The organism is Legionella sp. 227 (assembly GCF_043161935.1).
In the GTDB taxonomy this organism is placed as follows: domain Bacteria; phylum Pseudomonadota; class Gammaproteobacteria; order Legionellales; family Legionellaceae; genus Legionella; species Legionella sheltonii.
The window spans coordinates 524583-541732 of record NZ_CP171154.1 but is presented as its reverse complement, the minus strand read 5'-3'; the positions used below and the strand labels follow the sequence as shown (position 1 = coordinate 541732).

Here is a 17150-nt window from a genome sequence, read left to right as displayed (position 1 = left end):
TTTTTGGCTTGCATTTATCTACGGGGGATGAGTTTTTGATATTTAGAAAGTTTTTTAATGTAACGTTCTATGCGCATTGCGATGAGTTTGCCTCCTTTTATCTCCCAGCTTTGAGCAATTGAAAGGGGTTTAAAGCTTCGCGTATATTTACTCCCTTTACCTGAGAGGTGCTCTTGAAAACGTCTTTCGAGATTATCTGTATATCTGGTGTAATAACTTTGGTTGTTACATTGTAAAATATAAACCCAATAGATTTTCTCAGACATGTTGCAAAAAATAATACTCAAATTTCCAGGTGATTCAACTATAGAGAGATGCTCATCATTAAGCAAACATTAAAAAATATCTTGGGGTATAAAGCCTTCTACTGGTTTAAGTATGCTCTTAATCGATAGCTTGCAAAAATATTTGAATGATCTGAACCAGTACTGTTGCAACTGCCATGGAGATCCTTAAGAATTAAGGGACGAACAACTTATTACTTAAATCATAAGGTATAAAATCATATGCCTATAGACAAAATAGTTTGTGTAGGAAAAAATTATATCGAGCATGCCATGGAACTTGGTGATGCAATGCCCGAAAAACCGGTATTGTTTTTAAAACCACCCAGTGTCCTGAGACAAGCCTCTGGTTGGGGTGAGCATCTCTATCTTGATTTTCCCAATGAAGACAACGCCGTACAACCTGAATGTGAAATTGTTCTACGCGTAGCCTGTGATGGGTATAAAATGACACATGATGAAGCCCGCAATGCGATTTCGGACATCAGCCTTGGTCTTGATATGACTTTAAGAGCACGTCAATCTGAACTAAAAAAACAAGGGCATCCCTGGACTACTGCTAAGGTCTTTAAAGATGCAGCTGTTCTAGGCCCATGGATTTCCTATCATCAGTTTCGTGATTATCTGAATACCGAATTTCAACTGCTTGTTAATGGCACGATCAAGCAATGCGCCAAAGGAGCAGACATGATGATGCGGCCTGAAGATTTATTAGTTTATATCAGCCAGTTTTTTCCCTTAAAATCAGGGGACATTATCTATACCGGAACCCCGGCAGGAGTAACCTCAATTTCCAAAGGCACTACAGCTGAATTACACTGGGATAATTACTCATACAACGTAACCTGGGAGTAGTGTTTCCTGTTTTGAGAATTGATTCAACTCCTTTTCCGCGAAGGTGGGTTTGCGGACTATTAGATGCTTAATGGAAATCTTTATTCCATGACGTAGCATCAGGTGGATCTGTATTTTCTGATTGAGGACCTGTTGGTTGGCTTTTGCTTTTATTGAGTGTTGAAAATATCCCTAGCCTTGCTAACCCGAACAGGAGTATTGTCGCTGACTTTGTCTGGAGCTATTTCAGACTCGAGGTCAGAACTCAAAGGTGGCAATGACGTTAGCTCTTGATATTGTGGCGATTTTAATAGTGCATACAAATTTTCAATGTTGGTGTTTAGCTCGATGGGTAGTGAATTTTTTTGTATTGAGTTAGGAGGGGGTAATAGCGTGACCAACTCATTTAACATTAAATTTAATTGATGAGCGTATTCTGCAGACGACATATTGGTTGCATTGGCCATGCTGGTAAAGCTAATGAGGTTGCGCAATAGAGGATTATCAGCAACAAGATGGGCTAATGCCAGTTGGTTTTCGATGGCAATCAATAGCTCTCGTAAACGAATAAGAGTCTGGTTAAATACAATCTGATCGAGATAGGGAAGTACGGGTCGTGCTTCATCAAGATGTAATTCAGTAAATTTAAGGGTTTCTTTTACATCGGTAACAAGATATTGCGTTTGCCCTGGTTTCAGTATTTCTTCTTCACTGGGATAAGCAGACAAGCTGCTAATATCCATTTCATTTGCGTTATTTATATAAAGCATAATGGGCAATTTTTCATTGGCTTCAACGCCTGCAAAATCTTTAGCAGTTTTTACTGAGGTTGAGGTGCTGGTCATCGCATCTTCAGTGAAGGTGTCATTGGCCAAATAGCTGTTCATGATTTCGGGGACGGCTTTATTTTTCATTACCTCTGAAGATGCTTTCATACCTCGCACGGTTTGAAAATGTAAAAGATGTAAATGTTCAGAAGGAATATGATTCATTACCTTATTTGTAATGGAATCAATTTGTTGTCGATAGGATTCCAGTGCACGAGAATCGGCTACAAAACGGCTCAGCTTGTGTGGGTTTGTCGTGCAGCGTGGTGAGTTCATCAGCATATCATGTTCCGTTTGGGACAATTTTAAATCGATACTCAATTTCGTTGTCTTATCATCCAGTTTGATAATGCTTTTGTTATTAATAAAATAAGCTTTATAGTCGAGTGAGCCAGGTGGTGTATTGATAAGAACGATGCCTGGTTTGGTAGATAATTTTTGACTTTTTAAAAAACTGGTTGGGTCCATTTCTTTTTTTGCTTTATCGTCATCACCAATATCTTGTTCTATCTCTGAAATATCATTCGCTAAATAAAGGCCAATGGGTGCTTTTTTATTGGTTGCTTTTATCAAGACTGCTAATGTGGGAAGCGCCTCTTTAAATGCTGCTGCTCTTTGCTGATCATCTTCTAATTGAATTGAAATCCTTTGCTCTTTTCGTGGTAGGGTGCCAAATCTGAGTAATGAATTGAGTTCTAAATACCGCTCAGTGGTATAAGTATGTATCGCTCTCTTTTCGGCATCTAATAGATCACCTGTATTTTCCACAGGATCTAATTCTTTCCTGGCTTGCATAAAACTATCTATGTCTATTGGTGTAGCATCTTTCTTTTTATCAGGAATCTTATTTGACGATTTATTAGCAGGATACATATATTGAAAATGTTTGGTGCTTGAGTAATATTTTTGCAGTATGGATTCATCAAACTCCATGACGCCAAAATCAATATACTTATATGCCTGTGTATAATTGATGACAACATCGCCTTCAATTACAGGTGGTTTACTGGGTGCTTGTGGTTTTGGTTGATTAAGACGTTCTGCTTGCTCACATAATTTAATGTACTCTCTACGGTTTTTTGCATATTCATTAATAAGCAGGGTTTGCATCGTATCTCGAGGTATTTTTATTACATATTCACCTCGTGCATTGATCTCAGTGTGAATATCCATCCCTAAAATAATCGCTTGAATAGCCTGTTCCATTGTTTTTGTCAGCAAAGTCTTCTGTCGAGGCCCTTGGAGTACAGTCGACTCTTTTGCTATTTGTTGTTCTATAGCAGGATAACGCTCTTTATCAGTCTGCAGTAGTTGGGGTTTGAGCCAATCGATGAGGCCTTCTTTCGTTGCTGCTCTGAGGATGGCGATAAATTCATTCGTGGAGTTGAAAGGGTTTTCCCTGCCGTTTTCTCTGCATTGTTCAATGTAGTGCAACAGATTTTGTGCATTTTGTTTATCTGATTCTGCTGCATCTTTTGAATTGACAATTAACTTACAGCGAGTTAACAAAAGTTCTATCGTTTCTTCAATAAATTTTATTTTTACTTCATTGTTATTGTTGCTATCACCGATAAGTCCCCTCAATTTTTTGTAGTGATCACTAGTGGTTTGTAATCTATTCCATTTTGTCCCGTCGGTATCGAGTATTTTTAATACTAATTGCATGTATAAATAAACAGCATCCTCGTACTGTTCTGAGTCAATATTTAATGCTTGAGTTTTTTTATTGATTGTTTCAGGCTTTGCATCATTAATTAATGCTTCAATTTCGAGTGCATGACCGGGTGCGGTGGCGCCACTAACAAGTGAGGTTGCTTTGGCAACCCGAGGCCCATGTTTGCCAATTGGATAATTCTCATTTAAAAACTCTAGGTTCATTGACTCAATTTTATTTATCAGTTCATTGATTTTTCTAATAATATTTGATCTGTCTGAGGCGCTCGAACTTTTGCTGTTCATGTACATATCCTCTTCTAAGCTTATAAAAAAAATTATTGTTTTAGTTGATATGATTATAGTCCACTTGAGAAATAAAAGCCCTTTATGATTATTTATTGTTCTTAATGTTTTCTTAATGTAATGTAGTTATAATAAACAAACGACATATCCTCTCCTTAGGGAAAGCTAGAGGACTGGTACATCACTTAGTTTTAATCATTAAACGGGTTTGTCGCTGAGGCAAAGAATAAGAAAAAGCAAAAGGCTTTTTCTTGAGACTTTAATGCGGCGAAGCAAATCCTGTAACCCATTCGAAGAATTTCTCACTTGCCTCTAATTAAGTTTTATATCGATTTGAGCGATTGGAGATATAATTATGGGCAAATTCTTACTATTCAAAGTGAAGGGTATTAAAGGTACTCCTCCGAAACAAACAGCAAATCTAGAAATGAAAGATGAGGGTAGACATTGGATTGGTTGTTATGGAAATGAAGAAACGCCAATAACAAGTGAGCTTCTCAATGAAGCATTTGATTTGGTGGGGGAGTTGCCGAGCAACAACCTGGATGTCATGATAACAAGTCCGGAAATGGCTGGAAAATTGCATCTGTTCCCCCGCAAATTCACATCGATTATGTTTTCCCATTCAGTGTTTAACGCTTCAGATCTATCTGGAAAGGCTGAGCAGTCCAGGCAGGATTGCATCGAGTATTTAACTCAACTTCCTGACTTTATCACTAAGGTTCATTTTAATGTCTGCCATAAATGGAAAAATCCAGAAGAAGTAATCAAGGCTATTCCAAAACAGGTGACTCATTTCACGATTAATGCAGATGTCATTGAAAATTGCACTCATAAAGAACTGATTTCATTTTTTAGCAGTTTCCCAAATCATGTAAAAGAAATTTCTCTTTTAGGGAGTGACGGAAAAAACCTCGTTATTGATGATGAGGTCTTACGTGATTTAGTTATTAGATTACCTATGTCTGTAAAAACGCTCAAGGTTCCTAAAGCGATGAGCTTTTCCAGTCATATAACTGAAAGGACAATAAGCCTGGATGCCTACAGAAAAAAAGAGTACTTCCCGGATAGTTACGAAGAATTGACCTCAGACGATTTATTTGATAGTGCCGAAAATCTTTTAAATGATTACACCAAAAATACCAATTGCTTCCCTCTTGCTGCACGTTTTTTTACATTACACATGTTTCGACATCATGTAGATAAGGTAAATGAAATAGTGCAAAACAGCACCGGTATCGAGGATTTATTGAAAAAGCTTGAAGCGATAGCGAGCCAAAAAGAGTTCAATCACACAGGTTCTTTGGCACGCAGAATTCACTATATAAAACATTTGCAGTATCAGTCTCAGAAGGAGAATAATGAGGTGGAGCCGTTAAATGATATAACCATGAATATGTAAATTTAAAAATATTAAAAAAGAATCATAGGGAGAACGCTCTTAAAAAGAAGCCATAAAATGATATTTTTTTTAAAGTACCAAAAGGGTTTTGCCTTGTACTTGCTAATCGTGTAGGGAAAGTTTTCGCCCCTGAGTTGTATAACCTTAGGGGCGAATAAATTAGAGCGATAAACTCTTTGCTGAGGTTATTTCTTCTTGGTCATTTTCAGGAACAGGATTTTGGTAAATCGTAAATCGGGTTAATAATGATACTACTGAAACATCAGAGGGTATGGACAAGAGATTACAAACAAAATCGGTAAGTGTCTTGATAAATCCAGCAACTGCATTTCTCATTTCATCAATACTTTGGAATCGTTCCATATCTTCATGTCGAAGGTAAGATAAGTCGACGTTTTGAATGGTGTCCAATAAATGCTGAGGGTTTTTATGATGTTTTAATGCATCTTTCATTAAGCTTGAAATCTGCAGACTGGAGTACCCACCATTGGCGATAAGGCTCTCTATAAAACAAGCCACTTCATGGTCATAGGCTTCCTGATCAAGAGATCCTTTTAACGATTGTAGCTTCAGAACTTTATCCAAAAAATTGGAACAAGTGCTCGTACCTGTTGGATCGATCCACATCCCTGTTGTCTTGTCTGTTGATAAATCCTTTACCTCGAGTAGATGGGTAAAGCCAGAAGAGTTGTTTTCGTTTTTATAACACAAAACAAATTGGTCATTTTTAAAAATTTCAAACATGATTATTCGCCAACGTAAATAATGGGCGGATGTTAGCATAAAATTATCTCAAATGCTTTTTCTATGAACAAATAATTTGTTGTATGTGACACTTTTGATAGCGCTCTAAGATTTTATTTTTAACAAGAAAAGCCTCGATCAGAGACTAGCCTGGCTTCTTGCAGCCAGGCTTTGCTTTTATCGTTTGGAATAAGTACCGATTTAGACTAGTTCATTTTTATGTCGGTCGATACCGCATCATATGGCGTATTGATGTCTATGCCATAGGTATCTTGTCCAAATTTTCTTAACGTTTCCCAGGAATTTGGAAATTGATGCGCATCAAAATAGTGAAAGAAGCGATACAGTTTTGAACCATAGATCGTTTCTCCTTTTGAGCCGGTGGTGATGTCGAAATGAAGTTGTAATGGCGCTTTAAATTGATCGACCCGTGCCAAAAACTCGGTTAATGATTCTGCCTCTTTAACATAGTGTACCAGGTCTTTTTTTAGCGATCGCCAATTACCTTGATTTTTTTGGCTTCGTGCGTCGAGTAATTCAGCCTTACTTTGTATTGGATCGAGTTCAGTTGCTACTATCGCTGATTTGGACTGATTGGGTTTAGATTCTTCTTTCGATTTTTTCAAAGCCAATTGATTCAGTTTTCTTACGTCCGGTAATCCTGAATAAGGCAAAGGTTTTTCCCCAGATAAAACACGTTCCAGATTTCTGAATTGGTGAAATTTTTTGTGTAGAATGGTTTGTGTTTCCCTGGTTTCATAGGTAATCTGTCTTAAGAAGTCATTTTCCTCTTTATACGTTTTGATCCAATAAGCCGCAGAGCTCAAACAATAGCGATGAAGCATTGGCTGAACTATATTTCTAGCATACTCAGAGGCTGTAAGTTCGATGCTGGATTGGACTGTCTCCGTTCCATAAAGATAGGAGGTGTTCTGCTTTGTGGGAGTAAAAGTAGCTTTGACATTAGGATTTGCCCCATGGGCAATTAAGGCTTGAATGATTTCAAGATGGTGATCCATCGCTTCAAACGGATCATCCATTGCACGAGTCATATTGTCCACATAGAAATGCAATACTGACATGTTTCGTGCGGAAAACTCTCTCCCTTGGCTATATAAAGCATCTTCGAAGGGATCCGCAGGGGAATTATAGATAATAGTTTTATCAAACTCTAAACCCTTCTCTTTCAATTTGGGCAATAGGTTGAGAACATCCAATGTCCTCAATCGATTCTCATTTCTATCTAATAATTGAAAGAGCAAGTAATAGGGCTTAATTTGAGCCTGATGATTCAAAGTGCTTGCATCTGCTTTATCTAAAAAGAAATCAAACAGTTTTGGAAAGCCTACGTTCATAGCAAGCATCAAGGGTGTATGGCCATTAGCACTGGTCACATCAAGAGATGCACCGTGTTGAAGCAGTAGTTTGACTATATCAAAAACAAGGCATTCTTCGATATTGCCGGAAAAAATCTTCGCTATGAGCACGTGAATGAGTGCGGGGACGCCGAGTACATCCGAGGTCTGGGGATTGGCTCCGTGTGTCAGTAAGTACTTTAAGATCTCCAGCGAGTTCTTTCCACCCTTAGCCACTGCGTCGATCGCGGTACTCAGAACACTCAGTCGACTGATATCGCCTGCCCTTTGCATGCTTCCTGCGGCGCTTACCACCTCCTGAACCAAATCCTCACGGCCTGCTTGAATTGCGGCGTGTATAGGGAGCTCATCGATATATTGTTTTTTTAAGTCTGCTTTTTTAAATGCTTCATAAAGCTTCTGATTCGATTTTAGCTTTGCCCAGGTAAAGACTGGACTCGCTTTGTCCGTGAGTACCCATTCAAATAATGCTTTTCTTTCGGGGAAAAGGGATAGAGAAAAATAATGGTCTGCAAGAATCTCGATTGCCGATCGCATATCAGGTAATGGCTTCCAACATGGATCAGCCCCGAGTCTAACTAATAATTCAAATACGGGGATGGAGTCTGCTTCTATCGCTGCTTTAAGAAGAGTCTGTATCGAATAAGAATGCTGCTGGAATAAATCAAGTGTTTTGTGTTTTTTTAGAACTTTCTGAGCGAGTTCTTCAATCTTTTTTAATTGCTTCTCGATATTTTTTTTATTTTTGATCTCTGCAATTGCCTCAAATAATTGTTTTACAGACTTACCCATGAGTTTTCTCATTCCTTAAGTTAATTAAAAAAGTCGATTAATCAGTAACTTATTAGTATAAATTCAATTTTTGATCTTAGTGTGCAATTTTATCACTAAAGATTTTTAGGCTCAATGGCAAAGGAATTTACAGGTTAATGAGTCAGTTGCCCGATTACTCAGGCTACAAATCTGAATTTAAGTCTATGCAACAAGGAGGGGTATTGAAATGTCATGCCTTCGAGCAGTATGAGGTTCTAGTTGTTATTCATAATTTTTATGGCAAGAGTACTTGGAGGATATTCCGTTCTTTCACGCATATCTTGCAAACTCTTAAAGAAATTAAATGTCCAATTGCGATCTTGATAAGCTGCTGTACAGCGTCCAGATGTGGTGCCTGCATCACGTTCAAGAAATCCTTTTTCATTAGTAGAATCTGCAATATTAACCAGGGCATGAATGGGATTGGAAGCATCCTTCTTAACCAGACACACGCCTTCATTTAAACCAATTTCAGCAAAATCGCAATCAACAATTTGGTACTTTTCTGCACTGCTTAATGCACGAACCAGTAATTGGATGTCTGCAACTTGGGTGCTTACCTTAATCTCAAAGACCTTTTTTTCCTTATTGTAGGTGATGCTGACATTATTTTGATTTAACGTATTATCGTGTTGGTGGATGAGACTTAAAATTGCTTTTGTTTCAAGGCGGACATTAACGCGCTTTGAATTACTCGATAGGGCAATCAGATACATCACATTCTGTTTTTCTTTAGGTTCCAGCTCCGACTCAAAATCGGTCACTTCATCCTTCATCGCAACAACATGCTCTGTTGACGCCAAACAAGAAACGGGTAGTTTCGGGGCGCTAGGATCACGTGAAATCAAATAATGCTCTTTATCTATTTTTCGTTTTTTTACCATGGACGGATTGACTTCAACTTTTTTTCCCTTGAACAGATAAGCGGAATAACCTGATTCACGGGCTGTATTTGCAGGAGTGGTTGAATGATGCGTTGTCATAAAGGCATCTATTTTTTGTTGCTCTTTTTTGTCGTCGATGACCACAATTTTCTTGTTCACTTCTTTGTAATAGTGCTGTTCGTGCTTATTTAATTCATATTTTCGTTTCAAGGTGCTGTTGCTCCCAATCACACAAAGAGAGTAATAATTGAGCAATATTATATTGGATTAAGATTAAGAAATTATTAACGAGTAATTTCTTGAGGGAGGTTGCAACAGGAGAAATTTCCTGCGATGTAATCGTCAATAGAATTTTTGGTGTGAACGAGGAACATTTTTAGTGCCCCCTGAATAGCAGTTAACCTGCCATCCCCTCTCCACTATCGGGAGAGGGTTAGGGTGAGGGGAAAGTTCCGATCTCTTCCTTAACTCGATGGCAAGTAATCCAGACATGAGTAAATTCGGTATTAGAACAGCTTTTTGCTTTTTGAAAACTCTTTTTGCAAAATTTCATCACTCTTGTCTTCTTCATGTTTAAACAGAGAATAGTATTTTCTTGCTTTGTTTGAAGAGGTCCAAGAAAGCTCCTTCTCTTGGCCTATCTGTAAAAATTCTTTTTTAGCCTCGACATAATTATTATTTTCTCGAGCGCGTTTGATAACCTCTAATTGTTGTGCAACAGTTGCCGGAATTTTCTTCTCTTCACCCTCTACTTTGACGATATGGGGCGTCCATTGGAATCCAACGTTCCAATCTTTAGCAAGCAGATACTGTTCCGCGTTATCCAAAAAGACTTTGGCTTTATATTCTTCCGAGGATTCAATTGTTTTGGTGTAAGCAGTGACTTGTTTCAATAGGGCAGTGATAGACTGACTATAATCAACCCCAGCTTCCTCTCCTTTTAAATGGTGTGCTCTATTTTGGTAAGAAACAAGTTGGGTTAATTCACCACATAGTTGTTTCACAATAGGTAATCGACTAAGGATTTTAAATATTAATTGATCATTTTTTTCAGGATCATTTTTGACCATATAATCCTGAAGGAAATTTAAAAGAGAGGGTAAAGAAGGTGCTACATTCTTTATCTTATATTTATTAATAAACTGTGCTAACTGCTGATCAACCAATGATGCGTATTGCTCAGCGACAAATGCTTTATTAAAAAGCTCCATTTTTTCCACGGTCGGATGAATCGCTTTCAGATAAACACGCGGTTGATTGGCTATCGCTTGCCTATAAAACTTAGCTCGAGTTTTATCATGACCTTCTTTAAATCGTACTTGCTGTGTTGTTATATCTAAATCGTCGGCAATAACATTTCCTGTAAGCATCCCCTCAACCATCGAGCCTAATAGCCTGGCTTCAGAGCCTATGAATGTTGGTGAAACCCCCTGTGCAAATTGCTCATCCTTTTTAATAATTTCAAGGAGAGGTTCTTTGAGCTTTTTTAACTCATCCATAAATTCTGATATTTTTAGTTTAGGAGCAGATTGGATTAACTCTTTGAGTTTTTGATGTGTTGCATTTAAAGCACGATTCGCATCATCATAATAATGAGTCAGGAAATCATCTTGCAACTCTGCAGGTAATTGATCAAAACGCTCAATGGCAGCCTCAAAAAATTGCTCCCTATAACGTTTTTGCACCGCTTCTTTTGAACTTAACTCAGGTAGTTTGGCCACTATGGTTGACATTTTTACCTGCAAAACAACAGGAGAATGGTGAAATTCGTGTTTGGCAAAATTAGGAATGATGCTTAGGTACGATTCTAATGTTTTGTTGATGCTTTTTCGACCATAACCTACAGGGGCATGCTTTTTATCTTCGTTTAAGTAAGCAATTACTCCATTATAGGCACCCATCTCATAATTCAAATCAATGAGGTATCGAAATGAGTCTTTATCGTAATCACTTAACTTAATTGCCCGATAATTACTGAGTTGATGCGCTTGATCGACAAGATCTTGCTCCGCCTCAAAAAATACGATTTCTTCTTCATTTAAAAGAGCCTTGCTTTCATACTCTGATTTTCGCACAGCAAGACGGTCTTGATAAAATGAGTCGATTTTAGGAATGTTTTGAATAAAATATTCTCTATTGGTATTGATTTCATCTATCTCTTCAGACTGGAGACCAGCATATTTATTCTGTAATATCTCGGGTCTATTGGCATCAAAAATAAGATCTTTTAATATGGTTTGTAGTGAAGGCTTAGGCTTAAGCGATTCAGATTCCACTTGCGATTTTGCTAATTGAAATAAATTTTCCCAAGTTTTTTTTCTTTTTTCAAAATCACCAATTCCTATATTTTTTGTCAACTCAGAATTTTCAAAATCCTTTAAAATACCCCCTTCAACCGTTTGACAATAACTTTCTGGGCATTTAGAAAAACCATGAGCATGTCTGATGACGTCTAAATTTAAGAGCTTGCCTGAACTTAATCTAACGGGAACTGATTTCTCATTTAAAGAATCAAGTTTTGATTGTAACTTCTTGATAATCGATTCTAATTTTTCCTTATCTTCTGCTGTAGGTATTTGTTCTTTTAGTCGTTCAATTTCTTGTTGCAATGAAGAGATTTTGTTTTGAAGATATTTAACTATGGTTTCATTTTCTTGGCGCAAAGGAACAGCATTCAAGTAAGTCAACTGACTCGAAATATCAATCTTTGTTTCTTTCGCGATTACCTTTTTTAACTTGGTAATGAGTTCTTGTTCCTCACTATCTGGAGATGGATTGTGATTTGTGGTAAGAACTACTTTTATATTTTGTTTCTTGCCATATTGTAGGACATTGATTAGTTCACGTACGCGTTTCTGTTGTCCACTACTCATATCAACAAGTACATCATCAATATCAAAGACAATGAGTTTGGGCGGTTTAGGATATTGAGTCGATTTAGGGATGTGCTTTTCAATGCGTGATTCAAAATAATCAATTTCATCGAGAGTGCTTTGGGAAGCGCCAGATTTAATGGCTTTAATTCTTAAAAGATTGTCCAGCGATTGACTGTATTTTTCTGTTGCCACGTCAAGGCGAAGCTGTTCCTCCTCATAGAGATCAACCACTTTTTGGATTTGCACTTCCATTTTTGCTATTAATGGCGTTATCACCTCATCGTGTTGGTGGCTGCTTAGATATTCCGATCTCAATGCAGCAAAGCGTGTTTTTAATTCCTGAAATTCAGGAGTTCTCAATTGAGAATGCTTCTCCAGGCGTGAGAAATCTTTATCTAAATTTTCAAGCTGTACTCTAAGAGCATCTGATGAGGTAATTAAAAACGGAACATATTTTGCAACTAACTGAAGAACTTGCTGTCGCGCTTGCTCACATTCCGTTTCAGTTAAAGGTTGGGATTTGCGATATAAATCAAGTTTCTCCGGTGCTGGTTTTTTATAGCTGCGAGCTAAATCATTCATCGCCTCAAATAATTGCAGAATTTCTTTAGAATAAGCACCGTCGGAATGCTCACCAAAATACTCTTTGGGAAGTACTTTGAACGTGGCATCTAATAGAGCAAAACCTAATTCACCTACAAAATTTTCGAGGTTGTCTGTTTTGGTTTGGTTTTGCAAAATAGCCAATTTAAATGGATGCGTGATGTGTTCTCTTTTCCCTTGGAATAAGTTATCCAAAGTGAGGAGTACATCGGGTAGTTCTTCATCGTGATTAATAAAATTAAATACTGTTTTCAGAGCAGTAAACTGTTTTTTTAATTCATCCCACTGTTGCGGACTCAGCTCGTTCGCGACATTTAATTCACCTAATCGTTGATAAATCAAATGCATTTTTGTAATGATATGTTGTGGATTTACCTCAAGATGGTCATAACCTAAAACGAACAACTGCTCTATGACTTGGCTGTGTTGGAGCAAGCTGTCGTCAAGCACTTTATAGTCCGCCTCATCAACTTTTTCTAGAAGCCCAATGCGTTGTTTACAGCGCTCGTACTCTTTTTGTAAATTTTCAAATGCTGTTCTAGTGAACTTTTTGGGATCGTGTTGAATAATCGCATCTAATATTCCAGTCAGTGTTTCTGAAACATGAGCATTTACTGCAATACATGCTTTTTGATCTTCTTTAGATATCTTATTCCAGTTTTTTAAATAAGCGTTTTGTAGATGTGCAACGAATAAAGATTCATATTTTTTTGATTGTTCTTGTTGTTCTCGAGCGTGATCAGGGATTGCCTCACTCTCAGTTTCCTTTGCAATTTCATCCAGTAGAGCCTGATAACCTCCACTGCGAGCCTGTAAATCAAAGAACAACTCCAGCTCATCAGGGTTCCTTCTTTCTTTAAATGCGTGCAGTAGGAATTCAGTAGAGCTATGAATTGAAGAGAATAATGTTTTTGTTCTGCCCGAAATAATTGAGCTTTGGCTAACTTTTGAAACCCAAGCGGCTAATTGTGGAAAAGGAGTGGCGTTTAACTCTTGATATTGTTCTACTAAGGCAAGAAGTTCCTTATGCTCTTCCTTTACCAATTTTTGAGATGGACTCATCTGGTTAAGGTAATGATCAATTTCTTGCTTTAATAAAGTGCCATAAATGATATAAAGCTCAGGATTCTCGAATTCAAGAGAGGCGTCCGCTTCCTCCCTCATCTGCGCAATTAATTCCTCATGATTTACTTTTTTGTGCTGAGGATTTAAAGCGCGTAAAAGATAGGCGATTTGGGCGCTACTTCCTTTCCCGTCTCGGCAATGGGTATGAATATTTTGTTCAGGAAGAGTATTCATCCCTACTTCTTCAACATAGGCTAACTCTTCTCGAGTTAACTTCAAGGGTTGTTTCTCTTGAATCGGAAAATGATGTACTTGGATGGGCTTACTGCCATTGATGCTGATTTCGTAAGTGATAAATCGTCCTACTTTTCCAATGGGACGCGAAGTAATGTGGGTGTCCTTAAGTTCAGGAATATGCGGAAGTGTCACGCGTCCGTGCGCATCAGGTATGAAATAATTGATAAAATCTTTATCTAGACCCCCTTGCATTTGAGCATAGGGAAACACTCTGCCCATCGCAAAAACATGAGTCACATTATTGGCTAATAAGTTGTTTAAAAATCTTGCAATGTCACGTTGTGATTCATAAACTTCTGCACTCTTTGAAGGAATCAGTGAGCGAGCGGAATAAGGGCCAGGTGAAATTGAAACGTTGATGTCTTTAAATTTAAAATAACCCATACCTACCATTTGTTTGGCCGGCACTGCTAATTCCATGCTTGAAGGTTCTGTCAGTTTAAATTCTTTAGCTGCTTCCCCAAATTCAGCAAAGCACTCTTTAGCTAATCCCTTCTTAGGTGGATGAGATCTTATATATTCAAGTTCTTTTCTAATTGCTTCTTTTCTACTTCGTAAGCCAGGGCTCCACTCATTTGCTAAAGAGTTAAGCTCATCTTCGAGCATAATCTCTTTTTTATTGTTTGCGGAAGTGAGATCTTTAATTACCGAACTGATAACCGATTCAAAAATTATCATTTCTCGAAATGAGAGATGTTTGAGTCCATAAGATTCCAGTCGCTTTTTAATTTGCTTTTCATCAAATTGAATCTCATATAGGGCGGCAATCCTTTTATTTATAGAACCGTCTGCATTAAATACCTTATACGCCTCAAGTTCACGCAATGATGCGAACTTATATGTTCCGAATGTACTTTTTATTTTGGCAATTTCTTTGTCAAGAACGACTTTGTCTATCTTATCTGGATTTGCAAGTTGTTTACCTAATTGAACCAAAAATTCACGTTTGTCCCTTTCTGAAAACTGAAGATTTTCTTGTTCTATTTCTTCATTGGGTACTATCGCCACGGGTTTAGTTTTGAATCCTTTAGATAACTCTCGACTTTTTTGGCGCAACACATCGTTTTTATTACCTTGAGTCTCCAACACTTTGAGATAATCTTGATTATAGGCGCTACTCGGAGCACCATGTTCTTTCATTTTTTTATGGCTGTATGCGCAGGTAAAATCACCGCAGGCATAGACATCGCGTTGCGGATAAGTGGGGCCAGTGAGGGTAATCGTAATTTGACTCTCTTTTATTCCACATTTTGCCAATAAATTCAGAGTAAAGGCTTTGATTCCAGATGCACCGCTGGGACCAAAAGGGTCAAACAGTTCAAGCTCATATTTTCCTGCAGCATTATCAGGTTTAGTTAAATAAATGCCTCGCCAATGACCAGGACCTACTGGAATAAAAATATGCTTAATCCCTTCATTTTTTAGGGCTGCCATTAAATAGTCTTGCACGTCAAGAGAGGTTGGATCGTAGCGATCTGCTGAGGCAAGTACTTCGATATTCCCATAAGATTGAGGCATTAACCGGTCCATATCATGGTCTTGCAATTGATCGTGCATAGTACGTTGATGAATATATACTGCATCGTAACTGCCTTGGTCGCGGTGTCTGCGTTGAACTACGGCTGTTTCGCGGTCAAATTGATCGGTGATTTGAGAGTAAATAGAAGCAACAACGTCTGGGAGCGAAGATTCTTCAAAATCGATTTCAAGATTTTTGCTAATAATATTAATTACTTCATCGCTTTGAAAACCTAAAGATATATCACGTGCAGCAGCAAACTCATTAATAGCGGTTAAAAGTTGTTGCTTTTTCGCAGTTAATTTATTTTTGCAACGTTTTTTTAATTCTTCTAGGCACAATTCTTGCCTTTCTTTACTTAATGCCATTTACTATTCCTCTAGTGTGGTCACTACTTCAATACGCTAAAGACGGTAGGATTCCTATATTTGACCGTTTATTTATGAATATCCTCAGGGCTTATGTCTCTTGTTCGCACGGATAAATCCCATTATTAATACAATCTTATCTCATTAACATTAAGAAAGTATGAGCAACTCAGAGCAAACCAATATGGTACATTTTGGATATTTTAAAGACAAATAGCTTCAAGGTAAACATATATTGAACAATAAATTATTTAAGTGAGTAAGAAGTATTTCAAAATTCTTTGCTCAGGATGAAAATTTGGCAGTTATGGAATAACTTGTGCCATGAAAAAAATGAGTGTTAATATCGGAATCATCCTCAGAATAGTTTCTGTCGTTCTCGATATTTAGCCATTATATTGGTGCATTAATATTTGAATTTAATTCTTGACCTTTTCGTTACGTAATCCCTTATCGTGTGAATTGTCGATTTAGAGGAATATCAGATGCCTTACACAGTAAAGAAATTAGCTGAGATTTCAGGAGTGAGCTCACGAACTCTCCGTTTTTATGATGAGATTGGTCTATTGAAGCCTGCCTATTATGGGGACAATCTGTATCGTTATTATGAGGAAGAGCAACTTTTGATGTTACAGCAAATTTTATTTTTTCGTGAACTTGGATTTCCTCTGAATGACATACAGAGGATTATTGGTAGTGACGGGTTTGATAAAATTGAAACACTGAGCACGCATAAATCGATCCTCTTGGAAAGTCTTGAAAGAACAAAAGCTCTTATTAAGACAATCGATAAAACTATTTCACATATTAGAGGAAATTTAACCATGAGTGACATCGAAATGTATGAAGGATTTGATCCTAAAAAGCAGCAGGAATACGAACAGTACTTGGTTGACAGCGGTAAAATAACCCAAAAAGAAATTAATGAAAGTTGGAAAAATATTCGTCATTGGAAAAAAGAGAACTGGGACGAACATGCCAAAGAGGGGGAGGAAATTAATCTCGGCTTGGTGCAATGCATTCTGAATCAAGATAAGCCAGGAGCTAAGAAGGTTCAGGATTTAATCCACAGACATTATAATTGGGTAAAACACTTCTGGACACCAAACAGAGAAAGCTATATTGGACTAGGTCAAATGTATCTTGAGCATCCGGATTTTAAAAATTTCTACAATCAATTTCATCCTGATTTAGTGATGTTTTTAGTTGACGCCATGAAAATTTATGCGAAAGAACAATTGAATTAGCAGATGTAGATTTGAGAGATTCTCTACAAATTGACTCAGTGAGACTCTCTTT

The 17150-nt window shown here is 37.5% G+C and carries 9 protein-coding genes; 3 read left to right on the top strand and 6 right to left on the bottom strand.

What is annotated here, in order from left to right; all coding sequences use genetic code 11:
* Positions 1 to 14: 14 nt before the first annotated feature.
* Positions 15 to 266: a GIY-YIG nuclease family protein gene (locus ACF8MK_RS02230; protein WP_392538007.1), complete on the bottom strand. Its 252-nt coding sequence runs from the start codon at positions 264 to 266 to the stop codon at positions 15 to 17.
* Positions 267 to 506: 240 nt separating this feature from the next.
* On the opposite strand from ACF8MK_RS02230, the gene ACF8MK_RS02225 reads away from it, so the two are divergent.
* Positions 507 to 1139 carry a fumarylacetoacetate hydrolase family protein gene (locus ACF8MK_RS02225; RefSeq protein ID WP_392538006.1) on the top strand — a complete coding sequence of 211 codons (633 nt, stop codon included), beginning with the start codon at positions 507 to 509 and terminating at the stop codon, positions 1137 to 1139.
* A 149-nt stretch (positions 1140 to 1288) separates the two neighbouring features.
* Here ACF8MK_RS02225 and ACF8MK_RS02220 read toward each other — a convergent pair whose 3' ends face one another.
* Positions 1289 to 3904: an ADP-ribosyltransferase gene (locus tag ACF8MK_RS02220; RefSeq protein ID WP_392538005.1), complete on the bottom strand. Its 2616-nt coding sequence runs from the start codon at positions 3902 to 3904 to the stop codon at positions 1289 to 1291.
* Positions 3905 to 4259: 355 nt separating this feature from the next.
* On the opposite strand from ACF8MK_RS02220, the gene ACF8MK_RS02215 reads away from it, so the two are divergent.
* Entirely contained in the window at positions 4260 to 5306 is a 1047-nt protein-coding gene (locus ACF8MK_RS02215; protein WP_392538004.1) for a DUF5617 domain-containing protein, read from the top strand.
* A 159-nt stretch (positions 5307 to 5465) separates the two neighbouring features.
* On the opposite strand, the gene ACF8MK_RS02210 is transcribed toward ACF8MK_RS02215, so the two are convergent.
* From ACF8MK_RS02210 to ACF8MK_RS02195, 4 genes are all read right to left on the bottom strand, one after another.
* Complete coding sequence (locus ACF8MK_RS02210; RefSeq protein WP_392538003.1) at positions 5466 to 6050, bottom strand: hypothetical protein; 585 nt, start codon at positions 6048 to 6050, stop codon at positions 5466 to 5468.
* A 206-nt stretch (positions 6051 to 6256) separates the two neighbouring features.
* A complete protein-coding gene (locus ACF8MK_RS02205; protein WP_392538002.1) occupies positions 6257 to 8218 on the bottom strand; it encodes an ankyrin repeat domain-containing protein in 1962 nt (653 codons plus the stop codon).
* A gap of 236 nt (positions 8219 to 8454) precedes the next feature.
* Complete coding sequence (locus tag ACF8MK_RS02200; protein WP_392538001.1) at positions 8455 to 9333, bottom strand: hypothetical protein; 879 nt, start codon at positions 9331 to 9333, stop codon at positions 8455 to 8457.
* Between the two features lie 296 nt (positions 9334 to 9629).
* Positions 9630 to 15851: a hypothetical protein gene (locus tag ACF8MK_RS02195; RefSeq protein WP_392538000.1), complete on the bottom strand. Its 6222-nt coding sequence runs from the start codon at positions 15849 to 15851 to the stop codon at positions 9630 to 9632.
* Positions 15852 to 16336: 485 nt separating this feature from the next.
* Between ACF8MK_RS02195 and ACF8MK_RS02190 the strand changes: the two genes are divergently transcribed.
* Entirely contained in the window at positions 16337 to 17098 is a 762-nt protein-coding gene (locus ACF8MK_RS02190) for a MerR family transcriptional regulator (RefSeq protein WP_392537999.1), read from the top strand.
* The last annotated feature ends 52 nt before the right edge of the window (positions 17099 to 17150 follow it).